Below are 18,743 nucleotides of genomic sequence, written 5' to 3'. Positions count from 1 at the left end.
TTATGTATTTTTGTTATGCTACTGATCGAAATGATTAGGATGCTTTGTTTTAATATCATCAACAGTTCCCAAAACTTTATCTTTCAGGGAATCCTGATATTTCTGAAGATTTTCAGCTACCATTTCATCTGCACTGCCTATGATTTTAGCTGCTAAAATTCCTGCATTCAAAGCGCCGTTTAGTGCTACGGTTGCCACGGGAATTCCGCCCGGCATCTGGAGAATTGACAGAACAGAATCCCATCCGTCGATGGAATTGCTTGATAAAATAGGAACCCCGATTACAGGTAAGGTGGTACAGCTTGCCACCATTCCCGGAAGGTGGGCGGCGCCTCCTGCTCCGGCCACGATTACTTTCAGACCTCTTTCTTTAGCCGTTTTGGCGTAATCAAACATTCTTTCCGGCGTTCTGTGCGCGGAAACTACCGTTAATTCATACGGAATATCAAGAGACTTTAAAAAGTTTGCAGCCTGTTCCATGATCGGCAAGTCGCTCTGACTTCCCATAATAATTCCTACCATTCTTCTATTTATTAGATGCCCAAAGATAAAAAATTAATAAGCGACATCCAAAAAGGCGCAAAAGTTGTTCTCATCCATGCATACAAGCCGGCTTAGACAACAGCCAATTTTAAATTAAGTATTTTTGTTAACCATATACCACCATTTTGAAAGATTATAAACTTACGCTCGCTATTCTTACTGTTGCTATTGTCTGGGGAACCACATTTTTATCCATTCGGGTTGCCGTAGAAACAATTCCTGCGTGGTTTGTAGCGGGAATTCGTCAGTTCCTGGCTTCCCTTATTATGCTTATGATTCTTTTGTACAGAGGTCAGTTTCAATGGATCGGGTGGAAAAACCTGGGGTATCAGCTTGTATTTTCTTCTTTGATGCTGATTATTGCCAACGGATTAACCACTGTAGCCGAAGAAACGCTTACCAGCAGCCTTACCTCATTGATCAGTGCCACTTCGCCTATTATTGTTTTCCTCGGAAGCGTGGGGTTAGGTTTACAGAAATTCACGATCCGTGCACTGATTGGTGTTTTATTATGTTTCGGAGGAATAACATTCATCTTCTGGGATGGCATCCATGATCTGGCTAATCCCGATTACAGATTCGGAATATTACTCCTCTTTTGCGGGATTTTCGGATGGGCTTCCGGAACTATTTTTACAAAAAAAATGAATATTCAGAGTAAAAATATTTCATTAAACCTTTTTTATCAGTTTGCTTTTGCGGGAATCATTCAGATCATTTTTGCTTTTTTGTTTACCGAAGATTATAATTTCGGAAACTGGTCGGTGAAAAGTGTTTCTGCCATGTTATATTTGGCACTATTCGGTTCTGTAGCAGCATTTTTTGCCTATCATTACGCCTTAACGAGAGTTTCCCCGGTTCAGGTCTCCATTTTGGCGTATGTGAACACTATTATTTCCATATTCTTAAGCTGGCTGATTCTTGATGAAGATATTTCTGCAAAATTTATCATTGCCGCTCTTCTGATCATCCTTGGCGTTTTTGTGATCAATTATAACCGTGAGATGTTTAAAAGACACAAAATCGGATAAATTAGGCCGATGTTGTACATACGAAGGAGGATTTAAGTCCGTATAATTTCTCATTTTCCTCATTTTTCATTATATTGTTTAATCCAAAATTACAATATGCTTAAAAACGTACTATTTATTATCATTACCATTTCATTTCTTTTAGTTGCCTGCGACGATAAGAAAAAGGAAACTGAGCTTATGATGAGAGAAAAACAGCTGCTTGAAAAAGAAAAATTATTTGCCCAGAAAGAATCTGAATACCAGTCGCTTTTAAAAATGAGAGACAGTATTTTCTCAAAAAAAGATTCGGTGAAAATTGTGGTATGGCCAAAAGAAATTGCAGGCGAATGGACGGGGAAAGTAATCTGCACCGAATCCAATTGCACCGATTACGTCGTGGGTGACCAGCGTACCGATACCTGGGAATTCGACAGTGATTCTTTACAGCTTTCAACAAAAATTATCAATAATAACAATCTCGTAAGAGCTTATTCCGGGAAGTTTGAAAATAATGAGATCAAACTTAACTATAAAACAGATTCAACTGCAAAAAAACAGGTAGAAATGAATGTCTTACTGAATGATATTTCGCCGAGTAAAATCAGAGGAACAAGAACCATTACCATAGACAACTGTATGGCAAAATTCTCTGTAGAACTTATCCGTTCAACCAAATAAACACTTATGAATTTACTGAGTATACATAACCTGAGTTTTCCCATTGAAGACCCTGTTCTGAAGTTTCTGCTGGTACTGATTATCATTCTGGCCGCTCCCCTGCTGCTGAACAAAATAAAAGTTCCGCATCTGCTTGGCCTTATCATTGCCGGAGCCGTAATCGGCCCTAATGGATTTAACATTCTGGCAAGAGACAGCAGCATTGTCGTTACCGGAACCACAGGGCTTCTGTATATCATGTTTCTTGCAGGCCTGGAAATTGATATGGGCGATTTCAAAAAGAACAAATGGAAAAGTCTTGGATATGGCGGGTATGCATTTATATTTCCTTTTATATTAGGTTATTTAGGATCTTATTATCTACTTGATTTTTCTGTACTCACTTCCGTACTTTTTGCCAGTCTTTTTTCTTCACAAACCCTTATTACTTATCCACTCGTCAGTAAACTGGGACTGGCGAAGAATCAGGCTGTTAATATTACAGTAGGCGGAACAATGATAACGGATGTAGCAACATTACTTGTTCTTGCGATAGTTGTAGGAATGGTTCAGGGTGATGTCGGTGTTTCTTTCTGGGTAAAACTATCGGTTTCTTTTATTGTTTTTGCACTTATTGTATTAATGATTTTTCCATTAATAGGACGTTGGTTTTTTAAAAAAATTAATGATAAAATATCACAGTATATCTTTGTTCTGGTAATGATTTACTTCGCCGCAGTTTTAGCAGAATTAGCCGGTGTAGAAGCGATTATCGGGGCTTTCTTTGCCGGTCTGGCTTTAAACAGGCTCATTCCGCATACCTCATCACTGATGAACCGTGTAGAATTTGTGGGAAATGCGATCTTCATCCCCTTTTTCCTGATCAGTGTCGGAATGCTGATTGATTTTAAAGTATTCTTCAGCAGTTTTGAAACATTAAAGGTCGCTTCTATTATGCTGATTGCTTCTATTGGCGGAAAATATATTTCGTCTGTTATTGCGCGCAAAACATTTGGGTTTACCAAAGAAGAAGGCAGGCTTATTTTTGGACTCAGCTCTGCATCTGCTGCTGCAACTCTGGCAACGGTAATGGTAGGTTATAATATTATCCTTTCTGAAACCGAAACCGGTGAGCCCGTTCGTTTGCTTAATGAACACGTTCTGAACGGAAGTATTCTGCTGATTCTTATTTCCTGTACGATCTCCTCATTTATCTCCATGTCCAGTGCGCAAAAGATTGCCGAACAGGATAATGAAGACACTGTTTCCGGTAAAAACCATGAAGAAGAAAATATTCTTTTAGCCTTAAATTATGAAGCAACGGTGGAAAGAATGGTGAATTTGGGCATTATGATCAAGGCACATTCCAATACGGAAGATCTGTTTGCTTTAAATGTTATTAATGAAGATAAAAATGAATCTTCCGTAAAAAATGCAGAGAAGCTTCTTCATCAGGCTACGGATACTGCAGCCGCAGCAGATGTGAAAATGCAGTCATTAAAAAGATATGATAATGATGTGGTGAACGGAATCAATAATGTTATTAAAGAACAGAATATCACAGATCTTATTATAGGGCTGGAAGATGAGAAAGGCTTCTCCCCTGCCTTTGTGTATAATCTTTATAATGGCTATCTTCAGAACGACGATGTCAATGTGCTTGTTTACCATGCTGCACAACCTTTATCAACTATTAAGAAGTATGCAGTAATGATTCCTGAAAATGCCCATAAGGAAGCCGGATTTTTCCATTCGCTTTTAAGGGTATGGAACATTGCCAGAAATTCAGGAGCTACGGTTGTTTTTTATGCCGATGAAAATATTCTGAATATCCTTCAGCGAATTATTAAAAAAGCCAATATTGAAGCCGAATTTATCATTATGAAAACATGGAAAGATGGTGAAGAAACCGCTTCCCAGCTGAAAGATGATGAGGCACTGATCCTTTTTATGGCAAAACGCGGAATGCATTCCTACATTCCAAGAATGAGACTGATCCCGGACCTACTGAACAAAAGTCTGCCGGATAAAAATTACTTATTGATTTTTCCTTATTCTGAATACGATAAAAATAATTCTGAAAAAAGATCCGTAGGAAATCATGATGATTTTATGGAAATCGGAAATATTATTAAAAAGATTTTTAAGTAGATGTTGCAAAGCCCTGACAGAGTTTGGAACTCTGTCAGGGCTTCACCAGCATTATTCTGCAATCACTCTCACCATACTTTTTACCATCACCAATTTTTCCATCAGTTCCTCTCTGGATTCCGCCAGAACATTGATGTGTCCCATTTTTCTTCCGGGTTTGGTTTCTGTTTTTCCGTACAGGTGAATATACGTTTCGGGAAGTCTTAAAACATCCTCCATTCCTTCATATACTACTTTTCCGGAGTAGCCTTCTGCCCCTACAAGATTGAGCATTCCGCTGTAGATGATGGCGTCGGTATCTGCCAAAGGTAAATTTTTCACAACACGATACATTTGCTCAAACTGCGAATTGGCATTTCCTTCCTGGCTTTGATGACCCGAATTATGTAATCTGGGAGCCGTTTCATTCACCCACACTTTTCCTTCTTTATCCAAAAATAATTCAATAGCGAAAAGCCCGGGAGAATTGATGGCATTTAAAAATTTTTCTGTGATGAAATTGATCTGGTCTTCAATCTCGTCTGACAACAAAACCGGACAAATATTGAAATCCAACAGATTCAATTTGGGATCGGCCACCATTTCCGTTACAGGGAAAGTTTTGGTTTCTCCGTTTTCATTTCTGGCTACAATAACGGAAAGTTCTTTATCGATATCCACCAGTTTCTCAATTACCGAATCCTGCGTCCATAAGTTCTTCATATCTTCTGCTGTTCGGATCACCTGTACTCCTTTTCCGTCATAGCCACCCGTATTCATTTTTTGTACGAAAGGCAGCGGCATTATTATTTCGTCGGAACTTCCGTCCATCACTTCAAATTCCGGGCTTGGAATATCGTGGGCTTTATAAAATTGTTTCTGAAGAATTTTCTGCTGAATGGTTTTAATGATATTGGAATTCGGAACAACTTTTATTCCCCGGTTTTCAAGCTCGGCCAATGCATCTGCATTTACATGCTCGATTTCAATGGTCACGACATCTTTATCTTTACCGAAATTCAAAACCGTTTCATAATCGTTAAAGCTTCCCTGTGTGAAGTAAGAAATATTATGACAGGGTGCATCAGCAGCCGGATCCAGTGTATAAAACTCATCGTCGTATTTTAACGCTTCCTGAATCAGCATTCTTCCAAGCTGTCCGCCACCTAAAATTCCTATTTTCATTTTTACCTTTATTTTTTGTTGTATTTTATTTTAATGAATATTTTAAATCAAAGCCTGAAAGCTTTCGTTTAAGATATAATTATTTTACTGGATTTTATCAATCTTCAGATAGCCTAGACTTACGAAATTTTCCTGATTTTCAGCATCCGATTTTACCAGTGATATTGCATATTTCTGTTTCATTTCCGAAGGCAGGATTTCCTTTACCGGGAAAATATCATCGATATCCACCCCGAGTTTTTCATCAATATGGCTGGTTGCTCCTTTGAAACCCATAGTTTTATAAAACTCCGTTGCTTTTGCTCTTTTTACAGCTTCTGCCATTGAAGTTCCCACGACAATATGCTGCTCATGAAACTCTTCAAAAAATCCTCTTTTGTAGCCTCCGAGATTAATGAAATACAACTGTTCTTCGGAAGTTTCCTCCCCCCTTTCAACAATCTTTACTTCATATCCGTCCACAAATTTCACTTCCTGATAGCAGTCGATATGAATTTTCCCTTTTGCTTCTTTCCAGAAGGCTTTCATATCTTCCACAAGATCTTTCAGACTTTCGGCAATTCCGAAAAATACATCGTGCTGCTCAATGTTTCTGCCGGGTGGCGTAGCTCCCAGAATGACATAAAAAAGTTTCATATTCAATTTTGTTTACGCAAAAATACATCAAATTTATCTTTTTTAAACGTTTGGCAGACTAACGCAATAGTTTTATATTTGTAGCATGTCAGAAATCATTATTCTCTTCCTTGGAGCAATTTCGGCAGGACTTCTTGGGTCACTGACCGGCTTGGGAGGAGGAGTCATTATTATTCCTTTATTAACGCTGGGTTTCGGCGTTCCTATGCATTATGCCATTGGCGCTTCTCTCATTTCTGTGATCGGAACTTCATCCGGCGCAGCAGTTGCTTTTGTGAAAGAAGGATTCACTAATATGAGAATCGGAATGTTTCTGGAGATTGCCACTACAGCGGGCGCTATCGTTGGAGCTTTGGTATCCGGAATGCTTAATCCCAATACCATCGGAATTATTTTCGCCAGTATTCTTCTTTTAACGGTTATTTTAAATTTAAAAGGAAAACCTGACCATCAGGAGCCTATTATTAAAGGAAGCCTTGAGGAGAAGCTGAAACTGTACGGAACTTTTCCGGATAAAGGTGTGGTAAAAAGTTATTCTGCAAGAAACACTGTTCCTGGATTTCTAATGATGATGTTCGCCGGAGCTATGTCCGGATTATTAGGAATCGGTTCGGGAGCCCTGAAAGTGTTGGCCATGGATAATATGATGAAACTTCCGTTTAAGGTTTCTACCACCACGAGTAACTTTATGATCGGTGTTACGGCGGTTGCCAGTGCTTTGATCTATTTCCAGAGAGGAGAAATTGTTCCTGTGATTGTAGCGCCTGTTCTGATTGGGGTTGTGGTAGGCAGCTTTATCGGATCAAAAACACTGATGGTTTCGAAAACAAAAAAACTAAAGGTATTTTTTGCCATTGTCATTACCATCCTTTCTGTTTATATGATGTATAACGGTATCAATAAAAGCTTCAGATAATGAAAAAGAATTTCACGGATATAGATCTGAACCGTTCTGTAGGTAATTTATTGAGACTCGGCGTTATTCTTTCCGTAATTACTTCACTGATTGGTTTTGTAAAGCTTTTTACAGAAGGTTTTAAAATGCCAAAAAAATATACGTCTTTAGACATGGGAAGTTCCTCTGAAAAGGTTTGGGGACATTTCTGGAACTCGCTCTGCAAAGGTGAAGGAATGGCGATCATTCAGCTGGGAATACTGCTTCTGATCTTTACGCCTTTAATGAGGATTATTTTTGCACTGATCGGATATTTAAAAGAAAAAGACTACATATATGTAGTCATTTCTTCCATCGTTCTGGTTATTATGGCCATCAGCTTTTTTACGGGGTATGCCCATTAAGGTCTTCTGATTTTTTCTTGAGATAATCTTTCTCCAGCGAATCAAGCTGGTCAAAATATTCTTTTTTGTTCATAAATACGGCCGGATTATAAGAATCTTCCAGTTTGTGTTTTTCATGAAGGTCAAACTGACTTGCATGTGAGGCCACCCAGATATCAAAATCCAGCTTCTTCATTGCCTGTAAGGTATATTGATAATCTTTTTCAATATTGGGATAAGCAGCAACTTCAGAGAACTTTTTATCAATGATAATGGTAGGCATATTGGCGATAAGAATTTTGTAACTTCGCTTATTATCGCTGGTTTCAAAAATAAAACTGCAGGAGCCTTTCGTATGTCCGGGATGATGAAGCATTGTAACAGTTGTATTGCCAAGTTTTACGTTATCTTTATCCTTCAAAGTATAATCGGGATTAACCGGTTTGAAGGTCACCCCATATTTTCCCATCTCATAATCTGTTTTACCTCCGGTTCTTAAAACTTCGGCATCGGCGGCATCAACGTATAATTTCGCTCCCGTTTCCTTTTTTATGTCTGCCATTGCCCCTAAGTGATCGAAATGCGCCTGGGTGAGAAGCAAAATTTTGGTATCCTTATACCTGAAACCCAGTTTCTGAATATTACTTTTGATAATCGGAAGCGAATCTGCCAATCCTGTATTAATGAGAATATTTCCTTTATTCGTAACAATAAGATATGAAGCGAGATCATAAGTTCCTACATAATAAAGATTTCCTGCAATGCGAAACGGCTCATATGCCCGTGACCATTCTTCGAGTTTTTTGGGTTCCTTTACAACCTGTGCCGTAAACGGAACTGCCATTAGCAGTCCCAAGATTATAATATATTTTTTCATGATATTAAATTTTTAAATTTCATAGAATTCTAGTGGCAATTGATCCGGATCCTGCGTAAAGAAAAATTCTTTTCCGGTGAACTCATCAATCCTGATTTCTTCACAGTTTAAACCTTTCCGTATTAATTCTTCCCTTTTTTCATTGACATTTTCCACTGAAAAAGCCAAATGCCGCAGCCCGCAAGCCTCTGGACGTGAAGGTCTCTCAGGAGGATCCGGAAACGAAAAAAGCTCAATAACGTAATGTTCCCCTATTGCAAGATCAAGTTTAAAAGACTGTCTTTCTTCGCGATATACTTCACGAATGATATTTAATCCTAAAACTTCGGTATAGAATTTTTTTGAGATTTCATAATCTGAACAGATTATGGCAATATGATGGATTTTCATTTTAAAATTTATTGTATTTCCTTACAGTTATCTTTTCTTCTGGTATCAATTAAATACTGGATTTTCCATTCTCCGTTCTGTTTTACCAGTTGAAAACTGTTTGCTCCGCAATGAGAAAATTTATCTTTAAAATAAAAAGAGTACGGCGTAAATACACTCGCCAACTCCCCATCGGCATGAATCGCTTCAATAGTAATTCTTTCATCAAGATCATTTTTCTGCATCTTTGAAACCGAGGCTATAAAATCATTGATATCTTCATTTTTCACACCGTCTTTGGTAATGGTCTGAAGAATGGCCGTTTCTGAAAAAACCGACTTCAGCAATTCTGCATCCGCATTTTTCATGGCGGTAAATAAAGTTCTCACAGGCTTCTCTATTTCCTGCTGATTTTGCCCAAAACAAAAGCTTCCTAAAAGTAACACGCCTGCAAAAATTTTATTCATGGTAAAAAATAGGTATTTGGAATGGTTTTAATTGTTGTTAAGATATGCTTTAAAGATAATTTGATTTGAGCAATAATAAAAAATAATTTAAATTTATAGAATTATTTTAACATATGTGGATAGCCTATCTGATTCTGACAGTATTGTTGTTGATTCTAACCATACTGCCGAAAATTCAACATTCTCACTGGATATTCCGGGTCCCGGAGTTCGGTAAAATACAGATCACCGTATTCATACTCTTTACCTTAATTCTCGGTTTTGCCGCTTCTGGCAAGCCGCAATATTTCTGGTATTCGCAAGGGCTTTTGCTGATTATGCTGATTCATCACAGCATCATCCTTATCAAGTATACGCCTCTGTATCCTGTAAGAAAATATACTCAAAAGAACCAGTCTTCGGAAAAGCTGCGTTTTATATCGGCAAATGTCTATCAGTTTAATAAGGAATATAACCGTTTCATTCAACTGATAGAAAAATACCGGCCGGATGTCTTCCTGACCATGGAAAGTAACGGCGACTGGGAAGAAGCATTGAGATCCATCGAAAAAGAGTATCCGTATCAGCATAAAGTAACGCTGGAAAACACCTACGGAATGCATTTTTATTCAAAAATAAAAGTAGAAAGTGCGCAGACACACTATTTTGTGGCCGACGACATCCCGAGTATCGAAGCCCATTTAAAGACCGAAGACGGGTTTTCATTTGTATTTTTCGGAGTTCATCCGCCGCCGCCAAGTCCTACGGAAGAAGAAACTTCCAAGGAAAGAGACGGTGATCTGCTGAGTACGGCAAAAAGAGTAAGGGAAATTAAAAAGCCTATTATTGTTGTAGGTGATTTTAATAACGTAGCATGGTCAAAATCTTCTATTCTGTTCAGAAAAACAAGCCACCTGATTGATCCTAGGATCGGGCGTTCGTTTGTTTCAACCTTTCATGCAAGATACCGCCTGCTGAGATTTCCGATCGACCTGATGTTTCACAGCGAAGAAATCTTTATTGAAGACATGAAAACCCTTGAAAATTTCGGTTCGGACCATCTTCCCGTATACTGCGAATTTTTTATAGATCATATCCAGGATAAAAAACAGGAAGAACGAATTGACCACGCTTCAAAAGAGGAAAAGGCTGAAGCCGAGGAAATGATTGAAGAAGGAAAAGAAGAAGACGGAAACCGGGATGCTATAGTCACAGAAGGATAAAGAATACAGGAATTTATATTCAGCTATAAAATCCGGTACGCCGTGTGATAATTTTCGATATAATTTTCCAGAGGTTTGGGAAAAGATTTTTGGTGTGAACTTTCGTAATCGCTGATGATATAATCATTGTCAGAAACGAAATTATTCCAGGCTTCTTCCGAATCTACTTCCACATTATAAATTTCAATGCTGAGGTTTTTGTGGGTGAGTTTGTGCTGTACTGTTTTTACACTTTTAATAAAAGGAACCAGCTCATCTGAAATCTCAGGAGCAAATTCAAACAGCTTCTTCCAGATAAAATCGTCTTTTCTCTGCTGAATTAAAAATTTTCCGTTCCGGTGCACGAAGTAATATTTCAGTTCGAGACCTGAAGCTTTCACTTTTTTTGTTTTAACGGGAAAATCTGAAACTTTATGGGTAAGAAATGCGATACAGTCTTTATTTAAAGGACATTCTCCACACAATGGATTTCTTGGCTTGCAGATCTCGGAACCCAGATCCATCATGGCCTGATTAAAATCTCCCGCATTATCGGGTAAAATTAAATGAGCCAGCTCAGAAAAATAATTAAAAGCTCCTGAATTGGAAATATCAAAATCATTCGCAAAAACCCGGCTCAGAACGCGGTAAAAATTACCGTCCACAGCCGGAATCCTGCCATTGAAACAGATGCTTGAAACTGCTGCTGCAGTATATTTCCCTACACCCTTCAGTTTGAGAATCTCTTCATATTCACTCGGAAAAACGCCATGATAGTCGTTGATAATCTGCTGTGCCGCCTTATGAACGTTGATTGCTCTGGAATAATATCCAAGTCCTTTCCAGTACAGTAAAACTTCATTCTCTTCAGCTTCTGCAAGCGTTTTTACGTCGGGAAATCTTTCAATAAAATTATTGTAATGATTCAGCCCCTGGCTAATTCGCGTCTGTTGAAAAACAATCTCACAGATCCAGATTTTGTAAGGATCTTTTGTCTGTCGAAACGGAAGGTCCCTGGCGTTTGTTTTGTACCAGCCCAGCAGTTTATTACCGATATATTTAAAATCTGTTTTTTCTATTTTTTCCAAAAGTTCGTCTTCATTTTTGATGCTTGTATCAAAACCTGACAGGTATGAATCTGCAGTACAAAGATAATCTAATTTTCCTGTTTCGCTGAATATACGGGAGCCGCCTTAAGCCATTGATATTTCAGATTCATTTCTTTTGCAATAAAGCGATAGCCCTCAAGCTTTTTGAGATAAATATATGAGATGGAATCTTTTTTAAACATCAGCCGCTGATTAGAAAGGAACTGAACCGGGAAATTCACCACCGAATCTCTCGTTGTCTTCATCACTTCGCCCGAAGTAACCCTGTAAATAAAAATAGATTTTCCGCGTCCTGATGACTGATCAATCAATTTTACATTACCCGAAGAAACCACCATATCACTTTCGTCAAAACATTCCTGAGGCTTCATGATATATGCTTTCCCCTCCTGTCTTTCATCTGCAAAAAGATCAATTGTATGTTGGTTCTGAAGTTTTTTCTCTTCACAACTGAAAACCAATAATATCAATGGCAAAAAGTAAGATAATCTGCCTTTCATAATGAAATATTTAATGATTTGATAAAAAAAACCGATGTATGAGCACCGGTTTTATTATGATAATATTTTATTCCTGGGAATATTCTGCATCCCATTCATTTCCGTCGTCTCCTTTATGACCGTCTAATTTGATCACAAAACTTTTCGTAGGGAAATACGGTGTAAGGCGGATGTCCAGCCAAACCCTGTCTTTATTGACCCTGTCCTGCTCAAAACGAACGATCTTAAACTTTTCAATCAGCTTGTCCGGACCTTTGATGTTATCCAGGAACTGAACAATTTGTCTTCTCAAATCATCTTCATTTTTGGCATTCCAGTTTTCGAAAGCTCTTCTGTTCAGGAAATCCAGTAAAACTTTGGTCACATAATCGAATACACGAACAACAGAATAAGTCTGAAGCCCGATATTGTCTCCCGTGAAAAGAGTTTTTGCAGAGAATGCCATGATTTTTCCGTATTCATTGACCATCGGAACAAGACCCATTTTTTCAAGCTGGGAAATCTCGCTCTTTTTCAATTCAAATTTTACAGCATCCACTTCGTTGATATTTCCGTGCTTTTTTCCTGCTGCCACCTGAGACATCAATGTTTTGTGGATCTTTCCTGCTAATGATGTTGATGGCGGAAGTTCCACATTTTCTTCTTCTCCTACTTCTTCCGCTTTTCCACGGCCTACAAGCCAGTTACAGGTCATGATTACATTACTTCTGTGCAGCTCGCCTCCTGTAAGATTTGCAGAATGGAAAAGATCTACAACATCATCCGGCTTGTCGAGGTTGGCAAAATCGGTCACCATCATGACTTTGTTTTCATTACATATTTTCGCCCATTTTTCGATCACTTTATTGGATCCCAGATATCCTGGAATTGCCAAAATCGAATAGTTGTCGCGAAGATCAAGACGGTCATAATAATTTTTGAATTCTTCGGCGATTGCATCGATAAAAATAGGATTATCCAGATCGGCTACCTGATTGAGACTTGCATTTACAATACTTACATTGTCTACTTTATCAAGTTCCGTATTTTTGTAAAATTGCGCTACCGTTCTGTAGCTGGTTTCCAGCTGGCGTACAGCATCCAGTGTGTTTTTTAGATTGGATCTTAAACTCTGGTCTGCTGCCTGTGCTTTTGATTTGCATGTTTCAGCCATTTTATCAGCAGAATCATTACTTTCGAGCAGGTTTACCCAGAGATTTATTTTCTGAAGAAGCTCTTTTCTTTCTTCTTCTTTGTTGTTGTCGGTAAGGAATATTTCTTTCCTTGCTTTTCGGGTGGGGTTCATATTGGCGATACCGTCTACAACGGATTCTACAAAACCGAAACCTCCTATTTTATTGAGTTCGGCAAGCGGATTACCTTTCGGCTGACCTGCGTGTTGCTGCTGCCCCTGTTGTTGGTTTTCAGCTGCCTGTAATTTACTATCCATGATTAGTGTAAGTCTTTAGATTATTTTTCAAGTTCCTGTGCCACTTCCTTCAATACCTCGATAAACGCAGCTCTTGTCTGATCGTTTTCGAGCATATTACGCAGAATTTTGTTGGTTTTCAGCTGGCGTACGATTTTGTTGTACTGCTCCTGCTCCATGCTGAGCTGCTGGAGGTACGCTGATTTCTGGGTAAGATTTTTGGGGGTAAAGTCTGCAAGATTCTGAAAACGGAATTCTTCTTCGACTACATTGCCGTCTTGTGTTTCGTGCTGTACGTTTACAGAAGGCTGAAAATGTTTGAAGACGTCTTCCACAGTCTTTAATCCTGTTACAATTTCAGGAATGTAAGGCTCGTCTGTAGTAAGCTGGCTCACAATCAATGACTTATTCTCCTGTATGTTCTGAATAGCTTCATTGGCATCCACTTTCACTTCGTTTCCGCCAACGCCATAATTAAACATTGCCATATTATTGTTATTTTGAGATTTTTTATTTTGGTGTGAATCGTATTTATCAGCATCAAATAGCTGACCAATCCAATGTTTAAATTTAAAAAAAAACTGTAACATACAAAATTTTGTTAAGAATTTTCTTTAATATTTAATTTAAATAAACAAATATTAATCAAAAATCAACATTTTACGATGTCACTAATCTATGAAAAAATAAATAAAAAAACGCATCATTTCTGATGCGTTTCTCTTTTCTAACAATTTTTGGCTGTTTACCAAATTTTTATTCTGTCTTCCGGAGCTTTATACATTTTGTCGCCCGGCTTTACATCAAATGCCTTAATGAATGCATCCTGGTTTACCAACGGACCAAACGCCCTGAAAACACCCGGAGAGTGCGGATCTGTTTTCACCTGATTGGTCATATACTGATCTGTAGATTTTGTTCTCCAAACCGTTGCCCAGCTCATGAAAAACCGTTGATCCTGTGTGAAACCACTGATGAGTCCAGGATTTCCGTTGTCTTTAAGGTACATCTGGAGTGCATCATAAGCTACAGCTACCCCTCCAAGATCCCCGATATTTTCGCCGCTTGTAAATTTACCATTCACAAAACTTCCTTTTACCGGTTCATAAGCACTGTACTGTGCTGCCAGCTGCGCTACTTTTGCGTCGAAGTTTTTACGGTCTTCATCCGTCCACCAGTTATTAAGGTTTCCGTCGCCGTCGAATCTGGAACCACTGTCATCGAATCCGTGGGAAATCTCATGTCCGATTACGGCACCTATTCCACCAAAGTTTACCGCTGCATCCGCTTTCGGATTATAGAAAGGTGGCTGAAGAATTGCTGCAGGGAAAACGATTTCGTTATTGGAGCCGTTGTAATAGGCGTTTACTGTTTGCGGAGTCATTCCCCATTCTGTTTTATCAACCGGTTTCCCGATTTTGTCAAGACTTCTCTGATACTGCCATGCAGAAACATTCTGAAGGTTGGAATAAAGGGTAGCACCTCCTTTCGGAGATTCTACTTTCAGTTGGGAATAATCTTTCCATTTGTCAGGGTAAGCAATTTTGACTGTAAATTTGGACAATTTTTCCTGAGCTTTTACTTTTGTAGCCGGAGACATCCAGTCCATATCATTGATGTGCTGCTTAAATGATTTTAAGATATAATCAATATATGTTTCCATCTGCGCTTTGGATTCCGGAGTGAAATATTTCTCAACATACAGTTTTCCGAATGCTTCCCCCAAAACACCATTTACAAGAGAAAGTCCGCGCTTGTTCATAGGACGCTGTTCTTTTTGTCCCTGAAGATATTTTGAATAGAAATCAAATCTGATCTGTTCCAGGTTTTCATCTAAATTGCTGGCATTCCCATTAATTAAATGATATTTTAGATAATCTTTTACCAAAGGAAGATTTTTTTGAGTCAGGAAAGAATCCATATTCTGATAATATTTCAGCTCACCAACAATTACCCTGTCTGTATTGACTCCTGCATCTTTAAGATATTTCTGGAGATTTACGTTTTTAACAAGGGCCGGAAGCTCAGAAACATTCTTAGGATTGTATCTTAGATTTGCATCTCTGTTTTGTTCCAGGGTTAATAAATAGTTGGCCAGCTGCTTTTCAAAATCCACTACATTTTTTGCAGCCGTTTCTGAATTCTTATAGCTTAAAACCCCGAACAGTTTCCCAACATATGATTGGTACTCAGCAAGTGTTTTGGTATTGGCTTCGTTTACTTTCTGATAGTAGTCTCTTCCCAGACCGAGATCAGGGCCGCCGAGATACACGGCATTCATCTTAGAATTCTTCATGTCTGCTCCTACTCTCCAGCCATAGAAAGAATTATCTCCCAATTTCGTGGCTTCAAGAAGGTATTTCTGGAGGTCATTCAGGTTTTTTATGGCATCTATTTTAGCAAGATCTGCTTTAATGGGAGCCAGTCCTTCTGCATTTCTTTTACCGGTATCCATAAATGAAGCGTACAGATTCTGGATTTTTTCTCCTTCTGTTCCTGCGGTATAAGATTCTGATAAGATGGTATTTAAAATATCTAAAGAAGCATCATCCACGTTTTCTCTCAGAGCATTGAAAGATCCCCAACTCGCTTTGTCGGACGGGATCTGAGTGTTTTTCACCCAATTTCCGTTCACGTAGCTAAAAAAATCATCCTGCGGACGAACCGACTTATCCATATATGACAAATTGATCCCTTCTTCTTTTATTTCCTCTTTTTTCACCGGTTCTGCAGCAACCTCCTTCATAGTTTCTGGTTTCTGAGCATCTGCAGTTTTAGCCGTACCACACGAATTTAAAAATACCAACCCCGAAAAGGCAAGTATTCCGATATTTAGCTTTTTCATTAAAAATATTTTTTGATTTTACACAAACTTACCAAATATACGAATTTTGATTATAAATGATAAGTGATAAATAATAATTGATAAAAAGCCTGTAAATAAAGATTTTATATTCTTACCATTTGATTTTTGACTGACTGAAACAACAAATTCTTTACTATTTAATGCAAAGAGTACGAAGTTGTTCTTTTCAAAATTTTTCCGTTGATTTTTTTTGTTCGTAAAGATATTTTGACAAGATCAGCATAAACTATTCACTCAACAAATGATAGAGGGATTTTCTGAACCAGGGATAATTTCTATCTTCATGATATTGAAAAAATTGACTGACATCTTAGCCGTGATTGCAGCATTTGTCTGAGCTCATTTCTTAGGTTTCGGCGCGGCAGCGAAGCTGCCGCGCCGAAACCTAAGAAATAGCGAGTGCGGAAAGCGCGAAACAGCTCCAAAAAAATCTAAAAACAAAAAAACCGCTCATTACTGAACGGTTGCTATTTTGGATAAAATGCTGTTACCAGATTTTAATTCTTTCTTCCGGCTTTTTGTAAAGCTTGTCACCTTCTTTCACATCGAATGCCTTGTAGAAAGCATCAACATTGGTAAGAGGTCCGAAACTTCTGAAATATCCAGGAGAGTGCGGGTCTGTTTTCACCTGATTGATCATGTATTTTTCGCTGGATAATGTTCTCCAAACGGTTGCCCAGCTTAGGAAGAATCTCTGATCCTGTGTGTAACCACTGATAGTCCCGGGATTTCCTTTGTCTTTAAGATACATTTGTAGTGCATCATACGCAATATTTACTCCACCTAAATCGGCGATGTTTTCACCGTTTGTAAAGGTTCCGTTTACGAAAGTTCCTTTTACCGGCTCGTATTTATCGTACTGTGCGGCAAGCGCTTTCGTAGCTTTTTCGAAGTTGGCTTTATCTTCCGGAGTCCACCAGTCTACAAGGTTTCCGTCTGCATCGAACTGTGCTCCCGAGTCATCAAATCCGTGGCTCATTTCGTGACCGATAACAGCACCGATTCCACCGAAATTCACCGCTGCGTCTGCATTAGGATTAAAGAAAGGCGGCTGAAGAATGGCTGCAGGGAATACAATCTCATTGTTTACAGGATTGTAGTAAGCGTTTACCGTTTGCGGAGTCATTCCCCATTCTGATTTATCCACCGGTTTCCCGATTTTAGCCAGATCTTTGCTATACTGCCATTCTGTAATGTTCTGAAGATTTGAATATAAATTCCCTCCTTTTGATTCAGGAACGATCGTTAATTTAGAATAATCTTTCCATTTATCAGGATAAGCAACTTTTACCGTGAATTTATTTAACTTCTGCATTGCCTTTTCCTTGGTAGTAGAAGACATCCATGCTAAATTGTTGATGTGTACGGCAAAGCTTTTCTTCAAATAATCGATCAGCTCCACCATTTGAGCTTTAGCCTCTGCAGGGAAATATTTTTCAACATATAATTTTCCGAAAGCTTCTCCTAAAGTCCCGTTGATAAGCTCATATCCTCTTTTGTTCAATGCTCTCTGCTCCTGCTGACCTCTCAGATATTTACCATAAAAAGCAAACCTCATATCTCCCAGCTTTTCGCTTAGATAAGAAGCGCTTCCGTTGATCATATGGAATTTAAGGTAATCTTTGATTACAGGAAGATTTTTCTCATTCACCAGTTTATCAAAATCCTTATAGTAGCCGATTTCTCCGATGATTACTTTATCAGTATTTACACCAACTGCTTTAAGATAAGCAGGAAGATCGACATCTTTTACCAATGTTTTAAGCTCAGCCATTGTTCTTGGGTTATACTGAAGCGTATTGTCACGGCTCTGCTCGTTGGTAAGATAGGTTTTAGCAATGCTTTTTTCGTAGTCTACAATACCTTTTGCAGCCGCGTCAGCATTTTTGTATCCTAATTCTTTCAGCATAGAAGCTACATATTTTGTATATTCTGCAAGAGCTTCCGTGTTTTTATCATTCACTTTCTGATAGTAATCTCTACCTAATCCAAGCGATGCATTTCCTAAATAAACGGCATTCATTTTAGAGTCTTTCAGATCTGCATCAACTCCCCAACCGTACAAAGTATTTTCGCCTTCTTTGGTTACAGAAGTTAAATAATTTTGAAGATCTTTAAGGTTTTTAATGGCGTCGATCTTGTTAATGTTTGCCTGTATTGGCTTGATTCCGTCTGCATTTCTCTTTTGGATATTCATATAGGTAGCATACAGGTCCTGAATTTTTTTACCTTCGGTACCGTCTGCAAATTTATCTTTCAAAAGAGAGTTCAGAATAGTCATTGAGTTGTTATCCGTATCTTCCGCCAGCTTGTTGAAACTTCCCCAAGTTGGTTTATCGGAAGGAATTTTAGCGGTCTTCATCCATGTTCCGCTTACATAGCTATAAAAGTCATCCTGAGGACGTACTGATTTATCCATCAGGCTAAGGTCCAGACCTTTATCTGTCGCCTGAGCGTTCACCATCTGCGAACAAATTCCTCCTAATAAAAGTAGAGAAAGCGTTAATTTTTTCATTATAATTAC

Annotated in this window: 18 protein-coding genes; 6 read left to right on the top strand and 12 right to left on the bottom strand. The window is 38.5% G+C overall.

Annotated elements, in window-relative coordinates; genetic code table 11:
* Positions 1-18: 18 nt before the first annotated feature.
* Entirely contained in the window at positions 19-522 is a 504-nt protein-coding gene (gene purE, locus HHL20_RS18780) for a 5-(carboxyamino)imidazole ribonucleotide mutase (RefSeq protein ID WP_169232679.1), read from the bottom strand.
* A gap of 146 nt (positions 523-668) precedes the next feature.
* Between purE and HHL20_RS18775 the strand changes: the two genes are divergently transcribed.
* The 3 genes from HHL20_RS18775 to HHL20_RS18765 all read left to right on the top strand — a co-directional run bounded on the left by HHL20_RS18775 (position 669) and on the right by HHL20_RS18765 (position 4,364).
* On the top strand, positions 669-1,574 hold the full coding sequence (locus HHL20_RS18775) for a DMT family transporter (protein WP_169232678.1): 906 nt from the start codon (positions 669-671) through the stop codon (positions 1,572-1,574).
* 96 nt (positions 1,575-1,670) lie between these two features.
* The gene (locus HHL20_RS18770; protein WP_169232677.1) at positions 1,671-2,234 is read left to right on the top strand and encodes a hypothetical protein; all 564 of its coding nucleotides are present in this window, start codon (positions 1,671-1,673) and stop codon (positions 2,232-2,234) included.
* A gap of 6 nt (positions 2,235-2,240) precedes the next feature.
* Positions 2,241-4,364 carry a cation:proton antiporter gene (locus tag HHL20_RS18765; protein ID WP_169232676.1) on the top strand — a complete coding sequence of 708 codons (2,124 nt, stop codon included), beginning with the start codon at positions 2,241-2,243 and terminating at the stop codon, positions 4,362-4,364.
* A 51-nt stretch (positions 4,365-4,415) separates the two neighbouring features.
* Here HHL20_RS18765 and HHL20_RS18760 read toward each other — a convergent pair whose 3' ends face one another.
* Complete coding sequence (locus tag HHL20_RS18760) at positions 4,416-5,528, bottom strand: 5-(carboxyamino)imidazole ribonucleotide synthase (protein WP_169232675.1); 1,113 nt, start codon at positions 5,526-5,528, stop codon at positions 4,416-4,418.
* An 84-nt stretch (positions 5,529-5,612) separates the two neighbouring features.
* Positions 5,613-6,164 carry a DUF1543 domain-containing protein gene (locus HHL20_RS18755; RefSeq protein WP_169232674.1) on the bottom strand — a complete coding sequence of 184 codons (552 nt, stop codon included), beginning with the start codon at positions 6,162-6,164 and terminating at the stop codon, positions 5,613-5,615.
* A gap of 85 nt (positions 6,165-6,249) precedes the next feature.
* On the opposite strand from HHL20_RS18755, the gene HHL20_RS18750 reads away from it, so the two are divergent.
* Together HHL20_RS18750 and HHL20_RS18745 are read left to right on the top strand one after the other, a co-directional pair.
* A complete protein-coding gene (locus HHL20_RS18750; RefSeq protein WP_169232673.1) occupies positions 6,250-7,080 on the top strand; it encodes a sulfite exporter TauE/SafE family protein in 831 nt (276 codons plus the stop codon).
* Entirely contained in the window at positions 7,080-7,463 is a 384-nt protein-coding gene (locus tag HHL20_RS18745; protein ID WP_169232672.1) for a DUF1634 domain-containing protein, read from the top strand. The genes HHL20_RS18750 and HHL20_RS18745 overlap by 1 nt, the downstream gene beginning before the upstream one ends.
* Here HHL20_RS18745 and bla read toward each other — a convergent pair.
* Genes bla through HHL20_RS18730 form a run of 3 tightly spaced genes read right to left on the bottom strand, consistent with a single transcriptional unit; the run spans position 7,444 to position 9,155 of the window.
* Positions 7,444-8,319, bottom strand: coding sequence for a subclass B3 metallo-beta-lactamase (gene bla, locus HHL20_RS18740; RefSeq protein ID WP_169232671.1), 876 nt, complete (start codon positions 8,317-8,319; stop codon positions 7,444-7,446). The genes HHL20_RS18745 and bla overlap by 20 nt on opposite strands.
* Positions 8,320-8,331: 12 nt before the next feature.
* On the bottom strand, positions 8,332-8,709 hold the full coding sequence (gloA2, locus tag HHL20_RS18735) for an SMU1112c/YaeR family gloxylase I-like metalloprotein (RefSeq protein WP_169232670.1): 378 nt from the start codon (positions 8,707-8,709) through the stop codon (positions 8,332-8,334).
* Between the two features lie 8 nt (positions 8,710-8,717).
* Entirely contained in the window at positions 8,718-9,155 is a 438-nt protein-coding gene (locus tag HHL20_RS18730; RefSeq protein ID WP_169232669.1) for a nuclear transport factor 2 family protein, read from the bottom strand.
* 113 nt (positions 9,156-9,268) lie between these two features.
* Between HHL20_RS18730 and HHL20_RS18725 the strand changes: the two genes are divergently transcribed.
* Positions 9,269-10,357 (top strand): endonuclease/exonuclease/phosphatase family protein, encoded by a 1,089-nt coding sequence (locus HHL20_RS18725; RefSeq protein ID WP_169232668.1) that lies wholly within the window; start codon positions 9,269-9,271, stop codon positions 10,355-10,357.
* A gap of 23 nt (positions 10,358-10,380) precedes the next feature.
* Here the strand turns inward: HHL20_RS18725 and HHL20_RS18720 are convergent, their stop codons facing one another.
* The 6 genes from HHL20_RS18720 to HHL20_RS18695 all read right to left on the bottom strand — a co-directional run bounded on the left by HHL20_RS18720 (position 10,381) and on the right by HHL20_RS18695 (position 18,734).
* Positions 10,381-11,424: an A/G-specific adenine glycosylase gene (locus HHL20_RS18720; protein ID WP_169232667.1), complete on the bottom strand. Its 1,044-nt coding sequence runs from the start codon at positions 11,422-11,424 to the stop codon at positions 10,381-10,383.
* 68 nt (positions 11,425-11,492) lie between these two features.
* Positions 11,493-11,945 carry a hypothetical protein gene (locus HHL20_RS18715; RefSeq protein WP_169232666.1) on the bottom strand — a complete coding sequence of 151 codons (453 nt, stop codon included), beginning with the start codon at positions 11,943-11,945 and terminating at the stop codon, positions 11,493-11,495.
* 67 nt (positions 11,946-12,012) lie between these two features.
* Complete coding sequence (locus HHL20_RS18710; RefSeq protein WP_169232665.1) at positions 12,013-13,374, bottom strand: DUF5458 family protein; 1,362 nt, start codon at positions 13,372-13,374, stop codon at positions 12,013-12,015.
* 20 nt (positions 13,375-13,394) lie between these two features.
* On the bottom strand, positions 13,395-13,841 hold the full coding sequence (locus HHL20_RS18705) for a type VI secretion system contractile sheath small subunit (protein WP_169232664.1): 447 nt from the start codon (positions 13,839-13,841) through the stop codon (positions 13,395-13,397).
* Between the two features lie 257 nt (positions 13,842-14,098).
* Positions 14,099-16,198: a M13 family metallopeptidase gene (locus HHL20_RS18700; protein ID WP_169232663.1), complete on the bottom strand. Its 2,100-nt coding sequence runs from the start codon at positions 16,196-16,198 to the stop codon at positions 14,099-14,101.
* Positions 16,199-16,706: 508 nt separating this feature from the next.
* Entirely contained in the window at positions 16,707-18,734 is a 2,028-nt protein-coding gene (locus HHL20_RS18695; RefSeq protein WP_169232662.1) for a M13 family metallopeptidase, read from the bottom strand.
* Between the last annotated feature and the right edge of the window lie 9 nt (positions 18,735-18,743).

This window comes from Chryseobacterium cheonjiense (assembly GCF_012927265.1).
In the GTDB taxonomy this organism is placed as follows: Bacteria; Bacteroidota; Bacteroidia; order Flavobacteriales; family Weeksellaceae; genus Chryseobacterium; species Chryseobacterium cheonjiense.
Note: the sequence above shows the minus strand (reverse complement) of the source record. Positions and strands in the feature narration are given on the sequence as shown.